At 42.1% G+C, this 21,528-nt stretch carries 20 protein-coding genes; 1 reads left to right on the plus strand and 19 read right to left on the minus strand.

Annotated features, from left to right (window positions below; translation table 11 throughout):
- Positions 1–158 precede the first annotated feature (158 nt).
- The 9 genes from ACFX4H_RS06880 to ACFX4H_RS06920 all read right to left on the minus strand — a co-directional run bounded on the left by ACFX4H_RS06880 (position 159) and on the right by ACFX4H_RS06920 (position 9,734).
- Positions 159–416, minus strand: a complete 258-nt coding sequence (locus ACFX4H_RS06880) for a DUF3243 domain-containing protein (RefSeq protein WP_034313532.1) — start codon at positions 414–416, stop codon at positions 159–161.
- An 82-nt stretch (positions 417–498) separates the two neighbouring features.
- Complete coding sequence (gene ymfI / locus ACFX4H_RS06885; protein WP_034313534.1) at positions 499–1,224, minus strand: elongation factor P 5-aminopentanone reductase; 726 nt, start codon at positions 1,222–1,224, stop codon at positions 499–501.
- An 18-nt stretch (positions 1,225–1,242) separates the two neighbouring features.
- Entirely contained in the window at positions 1,243–2,529 is a 1,287-nt protein-coding gene (gene yfmH / locus ACFX4H_RS06890; RefSeq protein WP_377434810.1) for an EF-P 5-aminopentanol modification-associated protein YfmH, read from the minus strand.
- Entirely contained in the window at positions 2,529–3,809 is a 1,281-nt protein-coding gene (yfmF, locus tag ACFX4H_RS06895; RefSeq protein ID WP_377434812.1) for an EF-P 5-aminopentanol modification-associated protein YfmF, read from the minus strand. Before yfmF ends, yfmH begins: the two co-directional genes overlap by 1 nt.
- 210 nt (positions 3,810–4,019) lie before the next feature.
- On the minus strand, positions 4,020–4,940 hold the full coding sequence (locus ACFX4H_RS06900) for an ABC transporter permease (protein ID WP_048684941.1): 921 nt from the start codon (positions 4,938–4,940) through the stop codon (positions 4,020–4,022).
- Positions 4,941–4,979: 39 nt separating this feature from the next.
- Positions 4,980–6,023, minus strand: coding sequence for an ABC transporter permease (locus ACFX4H_RS06905; RefSeq protein ID WP_034313547.1), 1,044 nt, complete (start codon positions 6,021–6,023; stop codon positions 4,980–4,982).
- Entirely contained in the window at positions 6,016–7,551 is a 1,536-nt protein-coding gene (locus ACFX4H_RS06910; protein ID WP_133348182.1) for an ABC transporter ATP-binding protein, read from the minus strand. The genes ACFX4H_RS06905 and ACFX4H_RS06910 overlap by 8 nt, the downstream gene beginning before the upstream one ends.
- Positions 7,552–7,756: 205 nt before the next feature.
- The gene (locus ACFX4H_RS06915; protein ID WP_048684735.1) at positions 7,757–8,845 is read right to left on the minus strand and encodes a BMP family lipoprotein; all 1,089 of its coding nucleotides are present in this window, start codon (positions 8,843–8,845) and stop codon (positions 7,757–7,759) included.
- A gap of 163 nt (positions 8,846–9,008) precedes the next feature.
- Positions 9,009–9,734 carry a GntR family transcriptional regulator gene (locus ACFX4H_RS06920; RefSeq protein ID WP_034313556.1) on the minus strand — a complete coding sequence of 242 codons (726 nt, stop codon included), beginning with the start codon at positions 9,732–9,734 and terminating at the stop codon, positions 9,009–9,011.
- A 303-nt stretch (positions 9,735–10,037) separates the two neighbouring features.
- Between ACFX4H_RS06920 and ACFX4H_RS06925 the strand changes: the two genes are divergently transcribed.
- Positions 10,038–10,337, plus strand: coding sequence for a DUF6509 family protein (locus ACFX4H_RS06925; protein WP_063591649.1), 300 nt, complete (start codon positions 10,038–10,040; stop codon positions 10,335–10,337).
- A gap of 31 nt (positions 10,338–10,368) precedes the next feature.
- Here the strand turns inward: ACFX4H_RS06925 and ACFX4H_RS06930 are convergent, their stop codons facing one another.
- The 10 genes from ACFX4H_RS06930 to ACFX4H_RS06975 all read right to left on the minus strand — a co-directional run bounded on the left by ACFX4H_RS06930 (position 10,369) and on the right by ACFX4H_RS06975 (position 21,496).
- Positions 10,369–12,696, minus strand: a complete 2,328-nt coding sequence (locus ACFX4H_RS06930) for a DNA translocase FtsK (protein ID WP_377434815.1) — start codon at positions 12,694–12,696, stop codon at positions 10,369–10,371.
- A gap of 238 nt (positions 12,697–12,934) precedes the next feature.
- Entirely contained in the window at positions 12,935–13,162 is a 228-nt protein-coding gene (locus ACFX4H_RS06935; RefSeq protein WP_034313564.1) for a YlzJ-like family protein, read from the minus strand.
- Positions 13,159–13,905: a ClpP family protease gene (locus ACFX4H_RS06940; protein WP_034313566.1), complete on the minus strand. Its 747-nt coding sequence runs from the start codon at positions 13,903–13,905 to the stop codon at positions 13,159–13,161. The genes ACFX4H_RS06935 and ACFX4H_RS06940 overlap by 4 nt, the downstream gene beginning before the upstream one ends.
- Before the next feature lie 122 nt (positions 13,906–14,027).
- Positions 14,028–15,698 carry a ribonuclease J gene (locus tag ACFX4H_RS06945; RefSeq protein ID WP_377434817.1) on the minus strand — a complete coding sequence of 557 codons (1,671 nt, stop codon included), beginning with the start codon at positions 15,696–15,698 and terminating at the stop codon, positions 14,028–14,030.
- A gap of 283 nt (positions 15,699–15,981) precedes the next feature.
- Entirely contained in the window at positions 15,982–16,851 is an 870-nt protein-coding gene (gene dapA, locus ACFX4H_RS06950; protein WP_034313572.1) for a 4-hydroxy-tetrahydrodipicolinate synthase, read from the minus strand.
- A 46-nt stretch (positions 16,852–16,897) separates the two neighbouring features.
- Complete coding sequence (gene dapG / locus ACFX4H_RS06955; RefSeq protein ID WP_034313576.1) at positions 16,898–18,124, minus strand: aspartate kinase; 1,227 nt, start codon at positions 18,122–18,124, stop codon at positions 16,898–16,900.
- Between the two features lie 105 nt (positions 18,125–18,229).
- Complete coding sequence (gene asd / locus ACFX4H_RS06960) at positions 18,230–19,285, minus strand: aspartate-semialdehyde dehydrogenase (RefSeq protein WP_034313578.1); 1,056 nt, start codon at positions 19,283–19,285, stop codon at positions 18,230–18,232.
- A 211-nt stretch (positions 19,286–19,496) separates the two neighbouring features.
- Positions 19,497–20,099 (minus strand): dipicolinate synthase subunit B, encoded by a 603-nt coding sequence (locus ACFX4H_RS06965; RefSeq protein WP_034313581.1) that lies wholly within the window; start codon positions 20,097–20,099, stop codon positions 19,497–19,499.
- Entirely contained in the window at positions 20,096–20,998 is a 903-nt protein-coding gene (gene dpaA / locus ACFX4H_RS06970; protein ID WP_249597872.1) for a dipicolinic acid synthetase subunit A, read from the minus strand. The genes ACFX4H_RS06965 and dpaA overlap by 4 nt, the downstream gene beginning before the upstream one ends.
- 228 nt (positions 20,999–21,226) lie before the next feature.
- Entirely contained in the window at positions 21,227–21,496 is a 270-nt protein-coding gene (locus ACFX4H_RS06975) for a YlmC/YmxH family sporulation protein (RefSeq protein ID WP_048684753.1), read from the minus strand.
- Positions 21,497–21,528: the final 32 nt, after the last annotated feature.

The raw sequence follows: 21,528 nt of genomic DNA on the forward strand, positions 1-21,528 counted from the left end.
AATATTAATTGTCTAGCTTCTATAATATAGCATTTCGTGATAAGTTAAAAGGAAAAACCCTATAAAAGTATTCATTTTTATATAAGAGGACAAATAGTCATCCCCCTCGAATCCAAAAGGCCCTGTTAATTAATAACAGGGCCTTTTGGATTGATATTTTACTTCGTTCCATTGTTCTCGACTAACTTGACCATGACACTTGCCATGGCATGTTTTTCTTGATCGCTTGCCACTGACCAAAGATCAGCAAGCACTTTCTCTTGATCATTCTGGGGCTCAACCTGATTAGCTAGGTAATCACCGATTTCGTAAGCCAAGTTGTTAACAGCGCCTTCTGACAAGCCTTGTTGTTCACCTTGATGTAATCTGTCGCCTAAGAAGTTTTTCCATTGATCCCAATTGTCCAGTACAGACATGAATGGTCACCCTTTCCTTCAAAATAGTACAAAGATATTTTGTGAAGAAATTGAGGGAATTATTCATGTCTTTTAAAAAAAATCATGTGTACCATCCGCCATTTACGCCTAAAATCTGCCCGGTTATATAGGACGACTTGTCGGAAAGCAAATAGTATACGGCCTCCGCGACTTCTTTGGAATGCCCCATCCTGCCCATCGGGATATCGCCTTTGATGATTTCCAGATCTTCTGCACTGAAAGATTCGAGCATGGAAGTGGAAATCGCACCGGGGGCAACGGCATTCACCCGGATTCCATTAAGCGATACTTCTTTGCTAAGCGCCTTGATAAAAGCATTTTGGCTGCCTTTGACCATTGAATATAATACTTCACAAGATGCACCTGTCTGCCCCCAAATTGATGTGACGGCAACGATGGCAGCCTGTTCTTGGTACATAAGCTTTGGAAGCAGTTCCTTTGTTAATTGGAAAGGGCTCGTTACATGCAGCTGAACCATTTCAGTAACGATAGTCTCATCCATATCAGATATAAGCCCATAATAGCTATTGCCACTATTAAGGACGATTGCATGAAGGGCAAAAATATTTTCCGCCAATTTCTTATAGCCGTCCGGTGCAGCCAAATCCGCTTGTATCGGAATAATTTCGACTTGATGAGGCTTCAGTTCTTCAATAAGGGCAAGTATCGCTTCTTCATTGCTGTTATAATGTAAATAAAGTGAGTAATTCTCCTCGGCGAGCTTTATAGCGATTTCCCTGCCGATTCCTCCACTGGCTCCTGTAATAAGGGCAAAACGTTTCCCCACTTTCACGCCCCCTTTATATTATTTCGGAAGTACCTGACAGACTGTCATCCGTTCATCGGATATTAAGTACTTGGCGACCTCCCTGATATCTTCGATAGTTAGTTTTTCCAATACCGATACAACATCGAACAAGTTCATATCATTGAATGCATATCTGGTGAATTGATTCGCTATATATTCCGGCGAATTCAAGGAACGAAGGAAAGATCCGATTTTTTTCTTGATAGTCCTTTGCAGGCTTTCTTCATTCAGGCCGGTTCCGGCTTTTGATTTTTGCAGGATACCGAATAAAGACTCCATCAACTCATCAGGTTTGGCACTGTCCCCGCCAATTAACGCAAATCCAAAACCTTGTTCCTGTGTGTAATCATATGAGAAGCTTTGATCGATCAGCCCTTCCTCATACAGCTCCTCATGCAAAGGCGAACTTTTGCCAAACAGCATTTCCAAATAAATATTGGTCGCCAATTCCCTTTTCAAAAGCTGTAAACCGGATTGGTTTACATTGATGGCCTTGATGCCCAGCATCACTTTTGGTGTCTGGACATTCATCCTTAAGACTTCCTTATCCTTGGCAACGGTTTCCGGCTCTTCGTCAAATTTACGTTCCACTGCTGGTTGTTCGTTGTATCCTTTACCATTTTGGTTATCCCGAATCAGTTTCATGGTACTTTCGACATCTACCGGTCCTACAACGAATAGGAGCATGTTGCTAGGATGGTAAAACGTATTATAACATTCATAAAGCATATCTTTCGTAATACCTGCAATCGATTCCACAGTACCGGCAATATCGATTTTCACTGGATGCTGATGATACATATTGGCAATCGTCCCAAAATATAACCGCCAGTCTGAATTATCATCATACATGTTGATTTCCTGCCCAATGATTCCTTTTTCCTTTTCTACCGTCTTTTCCGAAAAGTAAGGATCCTGGACAAAGTCAATTAAGGTAGTAAGATTCCTCTCGAAATCAGACGTGCTGGAAAATAAATAAGCTGTACGGGTGAAAGAGGTAAAGGCATTTGCAGATGCTCCCTGCTTTGAAAATTGCTGAAAAACATCACCATCTTCCTTTTCAAATAGCTTATGTTCAAGAAAATGGGCAATCCCATCTGGTACTTTAGAGAATTCCGTTTCATTCAATGGTTTGAAATGGTTGTCGATTGAACCATAATTCGTCGTGAAAGTCGCAAATGATTTATTGAACCCGCTTTTCGGAAGAATATATACTTCGAGACCATTATCCATTTTTTCATGGAAAAGCTCTTCTTTCAATTGAGTGAATGCTATTTTTTCCATTACCCTTGCACCTCCGCTTCCGTTAGGAAATAAATCGTATCAAGCTGGATCTTTTGACCAACTGCAATGATTTCTTCCTTTGTCGTCCGCTCTGTTTTTGTAAACCACTCGTCGAGTGATATATCCTGCCCGGAAATCACATTATGATATAAAATTTCCACAAGCCCTCTCGAAACGTCAATGGTTTCAAGGAGCTGGTTCTTAACGACCGCCTTTGTCTGTGCAAGTTCTTCATCGGAAAAGTTACCTTGCTTCATTTCCTTCATTTGTGCATGAATGATATCCAATGCCTGCTTGTAGTTGGCATTTTCAATGCCGGCCATGACCATCAATAGTCCTTTATGACTTTCAAGCCTTGAAGCTGCATAATAAGCAAGGCTGGCTTTCTCCCTGACATTAATGAAAAGTTTTGAATGTGAAAAACCACCAAAAATCCCATTGAAAAGCTGAAGAGCATAATAATCCGGATCACCGTATGCAACTTGGGTTCGATAACCGATATTCAATTTCCCTTGTTTCACATCCGATTTCTCGATGATTTCCTTTTCCTTCTCCACTGCCTTGCCCGTATTCCTCGGCAGTCTAACAGGCTCACGTTCTTGCAACGACACATACTTGTCAGCCAGTGCCTCCACTTCCGATCCATCGATGTCGCCGATTACATATAAATCGATTTCATCTTCCGACAGCATTTTTTTATAGTAGGCGAATAGGGACTCTGGAGTTATCGTTTCCAAGTCTTGAAGATTACCGCTCGCTTCTAAAGCATATGGTTCGTTTTTGCACATTTCCTCTACTAGACGTGTAGCTGAATATCGCATTTTGTCATCGGAAATGGATTGAATCCGCTGTTTTAAGGAACGGATTTCATTGGAAACCGTTTTAGGGTCAAAGGCTTCGCCGTTTTTCTTCGGATTGAAGATCACCTCTGATAATAACCCAAAAGCCTTTTCGAGAAGCGGGGTTGAATCACTAAGGAATTTTTCATTGACGATATCAATCGTAAAACTTATGATTTGATATTCTCCTTTTTTAGCTACATCGACATAAAACCCTGCTCCATATAAATCATCAAGATAAGATCGAAGCTCGGGTGTTGTAGGATATTTACTTGTATTACTTTGTAACACATATGGCAGCAATGCACGATATGTAACGTCCTCTTTTGTCAAAGCGGCCTTCATCTTCAGCACGAGAGTATTCGTTTTATATTTATCCGTCCGGACCACATGAAGCTTGTAGCCGCTTTTTTCCGTAATTGTATCGGAAGCAATAGACATGAATAATCCTCCTCATTATATAAATCACCTTTATTAGCTTATTGTTTGTAGTTTGGAACCCTTTTAAACATCTACTTAAAATATACATGTGAAAGGAAAAATCATGCAAGTTACAGCTACTTTTTTTGGTTTTTCACCAGCTTACCATCACTTATGGCTCAATCTCTAAAGAAAAAACCGGCCAGCACAGTTTGCTGACCGGTTAGACACTTATCTTTTCCCTTTGATGTATGGCTGTCCGGATGCTTTTGGAGCATCAGCACGTCCAATGAAACCAGTTAGCGCAATGATCGTCAGAACATATGGAGCGATCAAGAGATAAACTGATGGAATATCCTTGAAGAAGGGAAGGCTCGAGCCAACGATACTTAAACTTTGAGCCAAACCAAAGAATAAAGCTGCTCCCATTGCCCCGATCGGGTGCCACTTACCAAAAATCATGGCGGCAATGGCCATGAAACCTTGACCATTAATTGTCGCATGATTGAATTCATTTGAAAAGATGGTGGCATAAATCGCTCCGCCGATACCTCCAAAAGCACCTGATAATAAAACGGCGGCATATCGGATTTTCGTAACATTGACACCCATCGTATCAGCAGCCATGGGATGTTCTCCCACTGCACGAATCCTTAACCCGAATGGTGTTTTATAAAGAACATACCAAACGACAAAAGATATGAGAATCGCTATATATACGATGTAATAACCATTTGCGAAAAAGATGGGTCCAATAAATGGAATATCACTTAATAATGGAACATCAATCCTTGGGAATGTTTCTGTGATTCTATCAGTTTGACCTTTGTCAAAAATCAGCTTCACCAAAAACATGGTCAGACCTACTGCCAACAAGTTGATGGCAACCCCACTAACCGTTTGGTCCGCCCTGAACGTAATGCATGCCACAGCGTGCAGAATGGAAAACAGCAAGCCGGCAATCATTGCCGCTAAGACTGCAAGCCAAGGAGTCCATTCCCCAAATACATCAGCAAACATTAAGTTAAAAACAATCCCTGTAAAGGCACCAATGACCATCAAACCTTCTAAACCGATGTTTATGACACCAGCCCGTTCAGAAAACACTCCTCCGAGTGAAGTAAAAATAAGTGGAGCAGCTAGAGCTATCATAGATGGAATAATAATTTGTAATACTTGGAAAAAATCCACTTATTTCACCCCTTTCTTAAATCGAGCGGCAATCCAACGTATAAAATAACTGGATGCTACGAAGAAAATGATCAATGCTATGACAATATCCACAATTTCACTAGGTATTCCGGTTTCTAGCGGCATATTCAATGCCCCGGCTTTCAGTCCCCCAAATAATAAGGCTGCAAGCACAACACCAATAGCCGTATTCGCCCCTAATAAGGCTACTGCAATCCCATCAAAGCCCATACCTGTGAACCCGCCTTTGACCGCTGCATAACCGAAAGTTCCAAGGCCTTCCATCGCACCCGCAAGTCCTGCAAAAGCACCTGAAATAACCATGGAAAGTATGATGTTCTTATTGACACTCATCCCTGCATACTCGGACGCGTGCTGATTGAAACCTACCGCTTTCAGTTCAAAGCCGGTTTTGGTCCTTTCAAGCAGGAACCACATGATGATTACGCAAATAATCGCTACCACTATTCCCCAATGCATCCGGGAAAAATCCGTAATGCTTTCAAAAAAAGGAGACCGCAGTGATGCTGTATCAGCAATTCTTTCTGTTTTATCCAGCTTGTCAGTCATTACATTCCTAATTAAATAATTCGTCACATATAAAGCTGTATAATTCAACATGATGGAAACGATTACTTCATGTACACGGAACTTAGCTTTTAAATAACCAGGGATAAAAGCCCACAATGCCCCAGCAGCTGCACCAGCTAATATGGCCAATGGCAAATGGATGATTCTCGGAAGATCAAAAGCGATTCCGACCCAAACTGCCGCCAGCCAGCCTACAATTAATTGCCCTTCTACACCGATATTGAAAAGGCCCGTGCGAAAAGCAAAAGCCACTGCCAAACCGGCAAGGATATAAGGGATGATTGTCCTGACGGATTCCCCTACATAATAGGAATCCCCAATAATTCCATTTACCATGGAGCCATAGCCGGCAACTGGGTCATAGCCGCTTACCAACATGATTATGGCCCCAACGACTAAGCCGAGGATAACTGCTATTAACGGACTCGTTAATTTAGATAAATACTTAGACATTTTGTTTTCCACCTGCTTCCGTCCGTTTACTGCCAGCCATTAGAAGGCCAAGCTCCTGTTCAGTCGTTTCTTTCGGATCGACAATTGCGACGATTTCCCCTTCGTATATAACGGCAATCCTATCGCTCACATTCATGATTTCTTCCAATTCAAATGAAATGAGAAGTACCGCTTTTCCTGCATCACGCTGTTCAATGAGCCGTTTATGGATAAACTCGATCGCTCCTACATCAAGCCCGCGTGTTGGCTGTGCGGCAATCAATAAATCCGGGTTCCTATCAACTTCCCGGCCGATGATCGCTTTTTGCTGATTCCCGCCAGAAAGAGCCCTTGCCGGGGTATATTCACTCGGAGTCCGAACATCATAGCTTTTGATCAATGAACGGGCTTTTTCAAATATTTTCTTTGAGTTCAAGATACCGGCTTTTGAAAAAGGCTTTTGATAGTAGGTTTGCAAGACAATATTTTCCCCAATGCTGTAATCGAGAACCAAGCCATGCTTATGCCTGTCTTCTGGAATATGGCCGACACCTGCTTCAGTGATTTTACGCGGCTTCAGATTCCTGATTTCTTTTCCATTTAGCATTATCGAACCAGCTGTTGTCTTCCTTAGGCCAGCCAATGCCTCAATCAGTTCGGATTGACCGTTTCCATCTACACCGGCAATACCGACAATTTCTCCTGCACGGACTGTTAAATCCAAGTTCCGAACAGCTGAAACGCCCCGGGAATCCTTGACTTCCAGTTCCTGAACCTCGAGAACTACATCCGAAGGAGTAGCGGCCGTTTTTTCCGTCTTGAATAGAACTTCCCTACCGACCATCAAGCTCGCCAATTCGTTAGGATTCGTTTCGTTGACGTTCACTGTACCAATTCCTTGCCCTTTGCGGATAACCGTTACCCGGTCACAAACCTCCATGATTTCCTTAAGTTTGTGTGTGATTAAAATGATAGATTTACCCTCTTTGATAAGGGCTTTCATAATATAAATCAATTCCTTGATTTCTTGAGGAGTCAATACAGCGGTCGGTTCATCAAAAATCAATATTTCCGCACCACGGTAAAGCGTCTTAAGAATCTCGACACGCTGCTGCATCCCTATTGAAATATCGGCAATTTTCGCATAGGGGTCAACACGAAGCTGATATTGTTCTGATAGTTTCCTAACTTCCTCGCTCGCTTCTTTTAAATCGATCTTACCCGCTTTGGATGGTTCTTTTCCTAAAATGATATTTTCCGTTACTGTAAAAGGGTCAACGAGCATAAAATGCTGATGGACCATCCCAATTCCTAAATCATTGGCAATGTTGGGACTGGTAATCTTGACTGGCTTGCCATTCACACGGATTTCTCCCTGCTCAGGCTGGTATAAGCCGAATAAAACATTCATCAAAGTGGATTTACCCGCGCCATTTTCACCTAATAATGCGTGAATCTCCCCTTTTTTAACCTGAAGTGTAACGTTATCATTTGCGACGATGCCGGGGAATTCCTTACGGATATTAAGCATCTCAATTACATATTCCACGTATTATCAACTCCTAAAATGAGTGTAAATATTCTTAAATCATTTAATTGCTTTTACTAGCTTATTGATTTTTTAAAAAAAACCAAATGAAAAACTACGATTCTTTCATAGTTTTTCATTCGATATTTTTTCAGTTGCAAAGCGTGATTGGGAAAAGAAAGAATAGAGGGCAATTCTGCCTCTCTATTCTTTCTGGCATTACAGCTTATAAATCAAGTTTTTCGAATTCTTCATCCGTACCCGGAACGACGAATTCACCTGATTTAATTTTTTCTGTCCATTCTTCGACCGCTTTTAAAGATTCTTCTGTTACGTTATCTTTTGTTTCGGAAATGCCTACACCATTTTCTTCGATACCGTACTCAATTACTTTTCCGCCTGGGAAGTTTCCTTCTTTCGCTTTCTCGGAAAGGTCTTTAACTGCCACGTCAACACGTTTTAGCATGGAAGTCAGAGTAATGTTGTCGTCTGTTCCAGGAACTGCCCCCAATTTAGCTTGGTCGCTATCTACACCGATAACATAGATTTCTCTCTTAGGATCTTTTTGCTTTTGCTCTACTGCTTCAGTGAATACACCTTTTCCAGTTCCGCCAGCAGCATGATAAATGATATCGATACCTGAAGAATACATGGAGCCTGCAGTTGATTTACCGATGTCAGCTTTATTGAAATCCCCGGCATATTTAACTTCAACTTTTGCATCCGGATTTACAGATAAAACCCCAGCCTTAAAGCCAACTTCGAATTTCTTGATTAACTCAGATTCAACTCCGCCGATAAAACCGACTTTGTTTGTTTTCGTTTGCATTCCGGCAATTACACCTACTAGGAAAGAACCTTGCTGCTCTTTAAAATTAATGCTGGCTACATTCTTTTTGTCTACAACTGTATCCACGATGGCAAAGTGTGAATCCGGACGTTGGTCAGCCACTTCACCAACAGCTTCCGCTAAAAGAAAACCGATACCATAGATTAGTTGGTAATCTTCACGTACAAGCGTATTCAGGTTCTTAGCGTAATCGGCATCAGATTTAGATTGCAGGTAGTTGTAGCCATCTTTACCTTTTTCCAGACCATTATCCTTACCGAATTCCTGAATGCCCTTCCAAGCGGATTGGTTGAACGACTCGTCATCCACGCCGCCAGTATCAGTTACCATCGCAACAGTGAAGTTATCTTTGTTTTTCCCATTTGAAGATTCTTTATCATCATTCTCTGAATTACCACATGCTCCCAGTAGCGTACCGGCTGCAAGAACAAGTGAAAGAGCTAGTCCTAATTTGCGCTTTTTCAAATTTTTATCCCCCTAATTTACATAGTTTTTTGAGCAGGAATGTTCTGAAAAGTCATTTATGTTTGCGTTTTCACTTCTCGTTAATTTTTTTTGCATACGTTTTGATCGACTTTTTTTGGAATCGAAACAATCGCTTGCATTCATCCGTATGCAGAGTCAAGGCCTACACACGTTTACGAAGAACATGAAAGCTGAACATATTGGCTTTAAAGTAGTTAACAGAATACAGGATAGGCTGGTCCCAATCATCCAGATGCATCTGCTTTAAAACGAGTAGCGCGGCTTCTGGCGAGCATTTAAGGATAGGAGAAACTTTCTCATGATATCCAATGGGCTCAATCTCCGCTACGGCATGCGTAATTTTCCGATGCGCATCTCTTTCCAAAATATCAAAAAGAGACTCATCATTACGGTCAAAATTTTCTGAAAGAATAGATTCAGGAATTTTGTCAATACAGTAGACGACTGGCTCCCCATTCGCTGTCCTTACTCGTTCGATGCTGACGATGCGTTCGTCTGTTGAACAAGAAAACCTGCGTATATCCTCTTCTGTAGGTTCTTGGGCCGTCGAGCTTAAGAAAATCGTACCCGGCTTCATCCCTGCCTCTTCAATCATGTTCGTGACACTTTTTAATTGCTCGATACCTGAAGTGAACCGAGGTTTCGGATTGACGAAAGTCCCAACTCCATGGCGGCGAATGATAATGTTTTCTTCTTCCAAAATTCGCAGCGCTTCTCGAAGTGTCGCCCTACTAACTCCCAATTTTTTCGCAAGATCGAATTCTGAAGGGAATTTTTCATTTTCCTGATAGACTCCAGCTTCAATATCCTGCTTCAGGTAATCAATGACCTGCAAATATAAATGTCGACTATCTGATTTTATTGACATACAGTTTCCCCCAGCTAATTTCTTAAGACATCAGACCTCTGATGTTGAATCATTCCTACTAATCGAAAATAATATAACATTTTTTTTAATATAAATAAATAGTGTTTTACTATTTACTTTAAAAGAATTTAGGAGAAATTACCCTTCCCTGTGTCTTTCAATCTAGATGTGGCCACGGAATTTGTACGATTATTCTCCTAAATCAGATAAATTTTAAAAAAAATGCAAGATGCATGCAGCTATGTTCAAGATGCTTTTTTCCTGTATAATAGGATTTATCTTCTTTGAAGGGATGTACACAAGATGTTAAAGATTACAGAATACACAATCGAAAAATTGAATGATCCATTTGGTATTTTGTCCGGGGAACGTTACGAGTTGTTCTTGGATATTGAAGTGCCTGAAGAGGATGAGCTCTTTTCAGAAAATGGTTTATATATCCGGGTGCTTTTTGCAGTGGAAGAACAAAAAGGCAAATTGATTAAATATGATATTTTTGAAAAAGGGAACGAAGGCGCACTCGAATTCGATTTAGAAGAAGATGAAGAAGCGTTGATTACCGACTTCTGCCTTAAACATTTAGACGAGGCGATGAATAATTAAAAAACCGGGCAGCTGCCCGGTTTTTTCTTTACTATGATGAATGCGCTTCATCTTGTTCATCTTTTGTAACCAATACATTTCGTGGTTTACTTCCTTCATATGGACCGACAATTCCCCTAGCTTCCATTTCATCAATCAATCTGGCTGCCCGGGTATAGCCAATCCGGAAACGGCGCTGCAGCATGGAAACGGATGCAGTCTGCATTTCTACGATCAAGGATACCGCATCCCCATATAAATCATCTTCAACTTCACCATTTGAGGTTTCTGCAATTTCATCGGGTATCATTTCTTCGTTGTATTGTGCTTTTTGCTGTGAAATGACATATGTGACAACTTCCTCGACTTCATTGTCGGATAAAAAGGCCCCTTGGACGCGGACCGGTTTTGAAGCTCCTGAAGGCAGGAAGAGCATGTCACCCCGGCCTAACAGTTTTTCGGCCCCGCCCATGTCGAGGATCGTTCTCGAATCGGTCATTGATGAGACACTAAAGGCAATCCTAGATGGGATGTTCGCTTTAATGACCCCTGTAATTACATCTACGGATGGCCGCTGAGTGGCAATTATCAAGTGGATGCCAGCAGCACGTGCCATTTGTGCAAGCCTTGTGATGGCATCCTCTACATCGTTAGAAGCGACCATCATCAAATCTGCCAGCTCATCGACAATGACTACGATATAAGGCAAGAGCGGCTGTTTGGCGTCTTCTTCTATGTTATACCGGTTAATGTAATCATTGTAGCCTTCAATATTTCGCGTACCGGAATGAGAAAATAGCTCATAGCGCCTTTCCATTTCACTGACCACTTTTTGCAGAGCCTGTGCAGCTTTCTTTGGATTGGTCACTACAGGTGCGAGTAAGTGGGGAATTCCATTATAGACATTCAACTCGACCATTTTTGGATCAATCATCATCATTTTCACTTCATGCGGTTTTGCCCGCATCAGAATACTCGTGATAATCCCATTGATACAAACGGATTTCCCGCTGCCCGTAGCACCAGCCACTAGTAAATGCGGCATTTTATTGAGCTCCGCCTTAACCGCTTCACCGGAAATATTCCGCCCTAAGCCTATTTGCAGTTTTGCGTCAGGCTTGTCAACTTCTTTGGCCTCTAAAACTTCCCTTAATGACACCATCGCCACTTCGGAGTTAGGCACTTCTATTCCGATTGCCGATTTTCCGGGAATCGGCGCTTCGATCCTAATATCCTTTGCGGCAAGTGCAAGGGCCAAGTCATCGGATAGGCTGACAATTTTACTTACCTTCACCCCTACATCCGGATGTACTTCGTATTTGGTTACGGCAGGGCCTAAATGAACTTGAGTGACCCTCGCTTTCACTCCAAAGCTATGAAAGGTGCGCTCAAGTTTTGCCGCATTTTCATGAATCAATTGGTACTCTCCGCTTTGGTCGGTTTTTTTAGGCTGCAATAACAAAGAAAGAGGCGGTAAAAGATATTCTTTATTCTCCACTTCCGTAAAATTCATAGGCGGAACGGCATCATCCTGGTCCACTGCATTTTCAGGTGCGGTTTCCGGAATAGCGGGAATTATTTCGTTTTCGTCGCTATAGGCTTTATCAGCAAAGCTGGAAATGATCCGTTCCGTCGCCATTTCCTGTGTTTCCTCTTCTTGAGGGAGCTGATCCGTTTCTTCCACCGGTTCGTTTTGCCGTTTCTTCTTTTTCACGGGATTCTTTTTCTTTTCTTTTTTGTCTTCATTCCACGTTTTCACATCATCTCTGAATGCGGACCATTGCTTTTTGAAAAAGCCTCCAAGACCCCTGAAAAACTTCCCGAGGGTTTCACCTAACGTTTTCCCGGTCATTAGGACGGCACCTACAATGATAAAGAGGAATGAAACGATTTTCGATCCAGCTTCGTCGAATAAAAAGTATGAAGCTGCAAATAATATCGCTCCAATCATACCGCCCCCAAGGTCCTTCGAGCTGGCCTTGCCGGTCACTTCCATCCAGAATAGTTCCCATGTATTCGAAATGACGCTGGGCTTCGTAAATGGTCCCCCATCTGCAAGCATGTTAAACAGGGTAACATGACTTAGCAGGAGCATGCTCGCAACAAGGAAGTACATCCCGACCAATTGCCGTTTCAACAGGTACGGGACCTCTCTCTTTATCATCAAATAGAACCCAGCTGCAATTGCTCCCAACAAAAAGAGGATATACCATTCCCCCATGAAGAAGCGGATTAAAAAGACCGTCCCGTTTCCCACTGCTCCAAGCTTGGCAATGGCAATGATGGCCAAACCTATTATGGTGAGGCCAATCAATTCATATTTAAGCGTTAGTTTTAACTTCTCTGTACTATTCTTTTTTCTGCGTTTCTTCTTTGCCATAATATCACCTGATTCTTCATGAAACTATTCTAACTTTCCTATTCAACATCACTACTTGATTTCCCTTCACGAAACAAACGTTCGCTACTGATTATACCAAATAAATATGACCCTGTCCTTGATATATATACCATTCATTCTTTAGGCGGACATTTTTCCCATATAATGAATAAAGCAGCCAAGCGGCTGCTGATTTTCATTCCAGTATATCATAATTTACCTCAGTTAGTCGTATTTACTAATGGTTCATATGTTCGAACACATTTATGACAGCTCCCGGCTGAATGTGTACATTCATATAATCTTCAGGATCGGTGCTGACGATTCGATCAATGCGAAACGTACGGCCACCGTCATGTTCAACCATCACATGTACACCATTGTAGATCATTTCTATTAAATTTGCCGTCTTCTCATGGTGATGAGGGAAAATTATTTCTTCAGGAACGATCGTATAAAGCGTCATTGCAGAAGCCCCTCCTCTTCCCCGGCAATTTTTGGCCTTCTTTCTTCCATGAAGCTATTTAGTTTTCTCATGGCCTGGCCCACTCCTCCTACATCATCGATCATACCGATTTCAACTGCCTCGGCCCCGATAACATTCGTACCGATATCACGTGTCAAGTTTCCTTTGGCAAACATTAAATCCTTAAAACTTTCTTCCGTAACGTTGGAGTGGCGCGTAACAAATTTAATGACTCTTTCCTGCATTTTATCCAAGTATTCAAAGGTTTGAGGCACGCCAATGACTAGCCCTGTCAAACGAATTGGATGAATCGTCATCGTTGCTGTTTCTGCTATATAGCTATGGTCACACGAAACCGCAATCGGCACACCGATCGAGTGCCCTCCCCCAAGTACAATCGAGACGGATGGCTTTGATAGGGAAGCCAGCATTTCTGCGATTGCCAGTCCCGCTTCGACATCTCCTCCGACTGTATTTAATATGACAAGCAGCCCCTCTATATTGGGATTTTGTTCAATTGCCACAATTTGCGGAATAACATGTTCATATTTGGTCGTTTTATTTTGAGGCGGCAGCTGCATATGTCCTTCAATTTGTCCAATGATCGTCAAACAATGGATTTTTGAGTCTTGAGATAGTTGCGGAACATTAGTAGCCCCCAGCTGCTGTATCTTTTCGATTAAAGTTGAATTCTTACCTTCCTGCTTGCCTTCATTTTCGTTTGGTAATGGTGCATTATCCACTATGCCAACCCCTTTCTCTTTTAGCCTATAGCTTTATTATGTCTCGAGCCTCGGACTTCATTCTTCAAGATATAAGAGTCAGAAAAAAGAACCCCTGACTGTTCAAATCAGGGGTTCCTTACTTAATATTCCATTATGATCGGTAAAATCATTGGGCGGCGTTTCGTTTTTTCATAGAAGAATTGGTTTAAGGCATCACGCATTTCCTGCTTCAGCGTAGACCAATCAAAAGGCTGGCGCGACCCATTTTTCTTTACGATTTCACTTACTATTTCAGTTGCTTCCGCAATCATTTTTTCTGATTCGCGAACATATACGAAGCCCCTTGAAATGATTTCTGGGCCTGCTGCAATGCTTTTATCCTGACGGTTCAACGTGACAACTACAATCAAAATGCCATCTTGGGATAACAAGCGCCGATCACGAAGAACGATATTACCCACATCTCCAACACCGCTGCCATCTATCAAGATATTTCCTGCAGAGACTTTGCCGGAAAGCCCCATTTTATTGCCCTTAAGTTCGATGACATCCCCTTTTTCGGCAATTATGATGTTTTCACGCTTAATTCCCGCAGCAACCCCAACTTTTTGATGGGCATATAAATGGCGGTATTCCCCATGTACAGGGATTAAAAATTTGGGATTCATCAAATTGATCATCATTTTAAGCTCTTCCTGGCTGCCATGTCCTGTTACGTGCACTTTATATTTATTGGCAGATACCACTTCAGCCCCTACCCTGTATAGCAAATCGACCGTTTTGGATAAAATAAGTTCACCGCCCTGCAGGGGTGATGCACTGATCAAAACGGTGTCTCCCTTTTTGATCGTTACCTGCTTGTGGGTCTGCTTTGCCATTTTTTGAAGTGCTGCAATGGGTTCGCCCTGATGACCTGTCGATAACACGACGATTTCACGGTCTTCATACTGGCCAATTTCATTAATCGGGATTATCAGCTCTTCTTCGACCTTTAAGTAGCCAAGATTCAAGGCTGTTTCATAAACTCGTTGCAGGCTTTTTCCTACAACTGCCACTTTTCTGCGACTTGCTACCGCTGCATTGAAAACATGTTGAATCCGGTTGATGTTCGAAGCGAAGCACGCAACGATGATCCTTCCGGAGGCAGCATGGAAAGCCTCTGTAATATCTTTGGCCACAACTGCTTCTGAAGTCGTATAACCTGGCCTCTCGGCACCGGTACTATCCGAAAGCAGGCATAGGACACCTTCTTCACCGATACTGGCCATCTTACCGATTTCCGGTTTATATAGATCCGTTGCTGCCTGGTCGAATTTGAAATCCCCTGTATAAACGATTGCACCTTCACGAGTGTGGATCACGACTCCGACGGAATCGGGAATACTATGGTTAGTCCGGAAAAAGGACACGGCTGCTTGAGGGAAACTTAAAAGGGAATCCGAATCGATTTCAGTGAAAGTTGCCCTGCCGTTAAAGCCATCTTCCTTTAATTTCGTTTTGATTAAAGCAAGTGTAAGCTTAGTTCCATAAACAGGAGCCGGTAAATATTTCAAGACATAAGCAAGCGCTCCCATATGGTCTTCATGGCCATGGGTAATGAATATCCCCTGCACCCGTTCCTTATTATCCATCAAATAAGAAATATCTGGGATAACCGCATCGATTCCGAGCATTTCGTCTTCCGGCAGCATTAATCCTGCATCAAGAAGATAGATGTCCTCGTTCACCTCAACGACGTACATATTTTTACCAAGCTCCCCTTGTCCTCCAAGAGAAATCACTTTTATTCCATTATTTTTATCTTTACCCAATCGAATATCCTCCTTAAAAAATCCCGTTCATAATTTCCCAATGATTTCATTATAACCGATGTTCAAAAAACATGAAAACACTTACCATTTTCAGAGGGACTTTTTCATATAATTCAAAAAAAAACAACCTATTATGTAAGAGATCTTTTGTACTTTTACCAGTTTCGATTGATCATAAAAAATTCCAATACTATCATCCCGAAATCGGAAAGTATATCCCGTTCATATACATCATTATGTAAAAACAAGCCAATCTTCAACGATCAGCTTGTTCCGTGTCTTTTTATTTTTTTAATACCTTGGTTAATGCCAGGCGTTCCTGCTCCGTCAATGGCACGATTGGAAGTCTCACCGATCCAACGTCAATTCCATATAACTGAAGCGCTGTTTTGACAGGTGCAGGGCTTGGCGCTGCAAACAAACCTTTTATAAGCGGTAACAGTTCCTGATGCAGCCGGGCTGCCTCTTTCAAGTTCCCACTGATGAAGGCCTCCACTATTTTCTGCAGCTCCTTACCAGCAATATGTGAAGCAACCGATACTACACCCACACCACCAATCGCCAATACCGGTAGTGTTAAAGCATCGTCCCCGCTATATAATGCAAAATCTTCATCCGTGCCGGCTATGATTTGGGTCATAGCGTTTAAATCCCCGCTCGCTTCCTTAACGGCTACGATATTAGGAATTTTCGAAAGGCGGATGATCGTTTCCGGTTCAATGTTAACTGAAGCCCTCCCAGGGATATTATATACCATAACAGGGAGCGTCGTACTAGCTGCAATAGCCTTAAAATGCTGGTACAGCCCTTCTTGATTCGTTTTACTATAATATGGGGCAACCAGCATTATCGCATCGGCGCCATTTTGTTCCGCCTTTTTTGTCAACTCGATGGAAGCATACGTATTGTTGCTTCCTGTACCCATGATGATGGGCACACGTTTTTCAACAACCTTAGAAACATGACGCAATAACGCGATTTTCTCCTCCGAAGATAAAGTTGGAGATTCCCCTGTCGTTCCCGACAGCACAAGCGAATCGGTTCCATTCGTTAATAAGTAATTAACCAATGAAGTCGTCTTTTGAAAATCAATATTTCCCTTGCTATCGAAAGGGGTGACCATCGCGGTTGATACTCTACCAAATATCATCATCTAACACCTCTTTAATTTTTAAAACATTACTTAATAAAAAACCTGATTATTGGACTTCCCCTTCATGCAATTGAAATGCATAGTGCAGGGAATTAACGGCTTCTATTAAATCTTCTTCTTTTACGAGTACCCAAATTGTCGTATGGCTATCCGCTGACTGGAGAATGGCAATTTCCTTTTCGGAAAGCGCTGTGACAATCTTCGCTGCCACACCAGGTACTCCATTGATGCCTGCACCGACTACCGATACCTTGGCACAATTCCTTTCAATGACCGGTTCATGACCAAGCTCGGCCAAAATCGAGAGGGCAAGTTCTGTCATCTCTTCCGATACGGTATAAACTACACCACTTGGATATATATTTATAAAGTCAACTGAAATGGAGGCATTTGCCATCGCTTTGAAAACTTCAGCCTGTAGATTATATTGATCTTTTTTCGCACGGACCTTGATTTGAGTGATCTTTGGTACATGGGCAATCCCGGTCACAAGCCTTTCACGTATGTCACTGCCCTGGCTTCCCTTGTTCACGCCTGTAACAAGGGTTCCCAAACCTTCGCTGTATGTTGACCTTATCCGAATCGGGACTTTCGCCTGCATCGCAATTTCAACAGCTCTAGGATGAATGACCTTCGCCCCTTGATATGCCATGTTGCAAACTTCCGTATATGAAACGATTGATAATGGACGAGCTTGATCGGCAATCCGCGGATCTGCTGTCATGATTCCTTCCACATCCGTAAAAATATCGACCCGTTCAGCTTGCAATGCGGCACCTAATGCAGCTGCTGAAGTATCACTTCCACCACGGCCGATGGTCGTGATGTCACCATTTTTAGCAGCTCCCTGGAAACCTGCTACAACGACAACATCCTTCACCTCAAGTTCTTTCATGAGGCGATCGCATTTCATTTCGATTATTTTCGCACTGGAATAGTCGGTATTCGTCATGAATCCTGCTTGAGCTCCAGTATAAGCAACCGCATCAATACCATGTTCCAAGAGCATGTTAGTAAATACTACAGAAGATATCGTTTCTCCGACAGACATAAGTAAATCCTGTTCTCGCTTTGAAAGGCTGGCTTTGGCTCCATTTACAAGGGAAAGTAAGGTATCCGTTGCATAAGGATCCCCTTTTCTTCCCATTGCTGAAACCACAACCACCACTTTATATCCTTCTTTAATCGCTTTTTCGATATGCCCCTTGGCAAATGAACGGCTTTCCTCATCACGAACGGATGTCCCACCGTATTTCTGGACGATAATTTTCATAATATGCACCCCAAATATAAGCCAGCTCCCCGATCCGGGAAGCTGACAAAAACTCTCTATCCTATTGGAATTTATTTTTCTGTCGAGTTCATTAAGAATAAATTATTACTTAACGGTAACCAAACCTAATTTCAAAAGGCTTTCAGCAATTTGAACGGAATTCCAAGCTGCACCTTTTAATAGATTATCGGAAACCACCCATAAATGGAAGCCTTTATCTTCATCCAAATCTTTGCGAATTCGACCGACGAATACATCATTCTTGCCGACGGATGAAGCAGGTGTTGGGTAAACTTGTTGTTCCGGTTCGTCTTCCAACACTATTCCAGGTGCCGTTCTCATTAAATCCTTGATTTGAGAAGCCGCTATGCCTTCTTTTTCAACTTCAATGTATACAGATTCCGAATGACCTGTTACAACAGGAAGCCTCACGCAAGTTGCAGCCACTGGTAGGTCTTGCATATGCATGATTTTCTTTGTTTCATTAATCATTTTCATCTCTTCGAATGTGTACCCATTATCTTGGAATTTATCGATTTGGGGAATGACGTTAAATGCGATTTGATAATGCTTTTCGTCCCCTTTTACCGGTAATATTTTCGGATCGATCTCTTTATCATCAAGCAAGTCGCGAGCCTGTTCCTTTAATTCATTTATCGCAGCTGCACCTGCACCAGAAACAGCCTGGTAGGTAGAAACGACAATTTTTGATAAGCCATATGTCTGGCGGATAGGCTCTAATGCCACAACCATTTGGATAGTTGAACAATTCGGGTTTGCAATGATCCCATTATGCTGCTTCAAGTCTTCTTCATTTACTTCAGGAACGACTAGCGGCACATTTTCATCCATGCGGAAAGCGCTCGTATTATCCACCACTATCGCACCGCGTTTCACTGCTTCTGGAGCCAATTCCTTAGACACGCTTCCTCCAGCACTGAATAAAGCGATATCGATGCCTTCAAAGCTTTCAGGTTTTGCTTCCTGCACTTCGATTTCTTCGCCCTTAAACGTAAGTTTGATGCCTGCGGAACGAGCCGATGATAAAAAGATGATTTTCTTAATCGGTAAGTCCCTTTGTTCGAGTGTTGAAATCATTTGTTGTCCTACTGCTCCAGTTGCTCCCACAACTGCAATACGCAATCCCTGTGTCTCAGTCATTTATACATACTCCTTTTCTATCTCTTAAATTAGTTATTTGTTGGAATTATTACTTCTTGTTCAGAATATCATTTATTTTATCACATTAACATTCCAAAGGGTCGGACTTTAACAAAATATTCTGGTAGCGGAGTGGTTTTTTATAACTTCAACCTACAAATTTATGCATATATGTCAGTCGTTGAAAGCTAGATCCGTGGCAAAAACTTATTCAGGCTAAATCATCCTTGAACCTTTCGACGATGACAGGTTGAATCTGTTCCCTCTCCAGTGCCGATATGATCGTATCCCTTATCATGCTCATCCTTGCAACCATGGAACTTGGTTTGCCTGTGGGATTATCCTGGCCATATGGAACAAAATAAATATCTTTTGCTGCCATCAGCCTCATTAGATTGACACCATTTAACCCAAGTGCATCATTTGTTGATATCGCGACCACGACTGGACGATGATTCCTCATCGTCGCTTTTGCAGCCATAAGTACAGGCGAATCGGTAAGAGCATTTGCCATTTTACTCATTGAGTTACCCGTTAAAGGAGCGATCACCATACAATCGAGTGGCAATTTAGGTCCTAAAGGCTCCGCTTTGACGATTGTATCAACGACGTGATTCCCCGTCAATTTTTCTATTCTTTCGACCCAGTCTTCGCCCTTTCCAAAACGGGTTTCCGTGTTTTGAACAGTCGATGTTACGATTGGGATGACTTCCGCCCCTTCATTTACAAGTTTTTCTATTTCCGGAAACACTTCATCATATGTGCAATGTGATCCTGTTAATCCGAAACCAATCCGTTTACCTTTGAGACTCATATCATTTTCCCCTTCCTTTTCAAGAACTCGCCTTGAATCAATAGTCCCAGTGCATTCGCTAATATCTGACCAGCTGTTTTCGGGGCGACTATCCCCGGTAGGCTCGGTGCCAACAGCGCCTTAATTCCCCTTTTTTCAGCGTAACGAAAATCCGTCCCCCCCGGTTTTGAAGCAAGGTCGATGATTAATGTATGAACGGGCATATTAGCGATGACTTTTGCGGTAATTATAGGAAAAGGGATCGTATTGATACATATATCAACATTTTTCATTTCTGCAGCAAGATCATTTAAATGAAAAGGGGCTAATGCCATTTCACTGATCCTCGCTATATCTTCGCTTTTTCTTGCCCCCACCTTTACTTTTGCTCCAAGTGCCTGGAATGACCGGGCTACACTCATACCGACCCTTCCCAGTCCTAGTACGGCTACATTCGACCCATGGATAGTAAAATCCGTATGTTGAATGGCCATCATGATCGCACCCTCAACAGTGGGAATCGAATTATAAATAGCGACATCATCACGTTCGAACAATAGAACAAGTTTGCGATCCACCTTCTTGAATATCTCATCGAGGTAATCGTTACTGATTCCTGCATAAAAAGTGCAATGTTCCGGGGTATTTTTTATCATTTCTTCAGTCAAAACAACCTCTTCACTGGAAAAGATCGTTTCTACTTTCCCATCTGAATCCGTACCCCGGACAGGTAAAATAACTGAATCCAATTCCTTGAAGTTTATATCATCCATTTTTTCCTTAACCGCTCCGGTAAAAGCATGGTCGAGCTGTTCAAAACCTACCAATAATAGCTTTGCATCAAGCTCCGTCAGTTTACGGACAACTTCAAGCTGACGCGCATCTCCACCAATTACAGCGATTTGCATGCCTGTAAGCATTAAAACCGTCACCTTCTTTATATAAAAGATCCTAAACATTCCTTGCCCCATGATACAATTCATTCAGGAAGCAATTCGGTTTTTGCTACATTCTCTAGTTACCCTGCCATCTTATGTTTTTACTTAAAAAACGGTGATAAGAAAAGAAAAAACGCCATAGCTATTGCCAGCTAAGGCGTTTTCGAGAGTGTATTTCGAAAAGTTCCAAGGAGTATGAAGCGAGCGTCATTATCCGTCCATATGCTCTCCGTCTTTAAGTGAAAGTCCTTCCTGAAAATCAATGATGACCATATCCGCACCGATTTTTTTTATATGTTCCCATGGTACTCTTATTTCACTGCCATTCCTTAAAAGGCCGAACCATTTGACAGATGGAATGATCAACGAGGTAATTTGTCCAGTTTCATCTATTTCCAAATCCGTCTGACCAAGGATCCCTAATCTTTCCGCCCTATTCACATCGACTATTTCCTTACCGCTCAGTTCGCTTAACCTCAATTTTGGTTCCCCCTTTTTCGTCTTCTATTCAA

This window comes from Peribacillus sp. YIM B13477 (genome assembly GCF_042787955.1).
Classification (GTDB): domain Bacteria; phylum Bacillota; class Bacilli; order Bacillales; family DSM-1321; genus Peribacillus; species Peribacillus frigoritolerans.

Excerpts from the sequence above, each read along its gene's own strand:
- ACFX4H_RS06880 (WP_034313532.1), bottom strand. The coding sequence starts at position 416 with ATGTCTGTACTGGACAATTGGGATCAATGGAAAAACTTCTTAGGCGAC.
- yfmH (WP_377434810.1), bottom strand. The coding sequence starts at position 2,529 with ATGGAAAAAATAGCATTCACTCAATTGAAAGAAGAGCTTTTCCATGAA.
- yfmF (WP_377434812.1), bottom strand. The coding sequence starts at position 3,809 with ATGTCTATTGCTTCCGATACAATTACGGAAAAAAGCGGCTACAAGCTT.
- ACFX4H_RS06900 (WP_048684941.1), bottom strand. The coding sequence starts at position 4,940 with ATGATAGCTCTAGCTGCTCCACTTATTTTTACTTCACTCGGAGGAGTG.
- ACFX4H_RS06905 (WP_034313547.1), bottom strand. The coding sequence starts at position 6,023 with ATGTCTAAGTATTTATCTAAATTAACGAGTCCGTTAATAGCAGTTATC.
- ACFX4H_RS06920 (WP_034313556.1), bottom strand. The coding sequence starts at position 9,734 with ATGTCAATAAAATCAGATAGTCGACATTTATATTTGCAGGTCATTGAT.
- ACFX4H_RS06925 (WP_063591649.1), top strand. The coding sequence starts at position 10,038 with ATGTTAAAGATTACAGAATACACAATCGAAAAATTGAATGATCCATTT.
- ACFX4H_RS06930 (WP_377434815.1), bottom strand. The coding sequence starts at position 12,696 with ATGGCAAAGAAGAAACGCAGAAAAAAGAATAGTACAGAGAAGTTAAAA.
- ACFX4H_RS06935 (WP_034313564.1), bottom strand. The coding sequence starts at position 13,162 with ATGACGCTTTATACGATCGTTCCTGAAGAAATAATTTTCCCTCATCAC.
- dapA (WP_034313572.1), bottom strand. The coding sequence starts at position 16,851 with ATGATGATATTTGGTAGAGTATCAACCGCGATGGTCACCCCTTTCGAT.
- dapG (WP_034313576.1), bottom strand. The coding sequence starts at position 18,124 with ATGAAAATTATCGTCCAGAAATACGGTGGGACATCCGTTCGTGATGAG.
- asd (WP_034313578.1), bottom strand. The coding sequence starts at position 19,285 with ATGACTGAGACACAGGGATTGCGTATTGCAGTTGTGGGAGCAACTGGA.
- ACFX4H_RS06965 (WP_034313581.1), bottom strand. The coding sequence starts at position 20,099 with ATGAGTCTCAAAGGTAAACGGATTGGTTTCGGATTAACAGGATCACAT.
- dpaA (WP_249597872.1), bottom strand. The coding sequence starts at position 20,998 with ATGCTTACAGGCATGCAAATCGCTGTAATTGGTGGAGATGCGCGTCAG.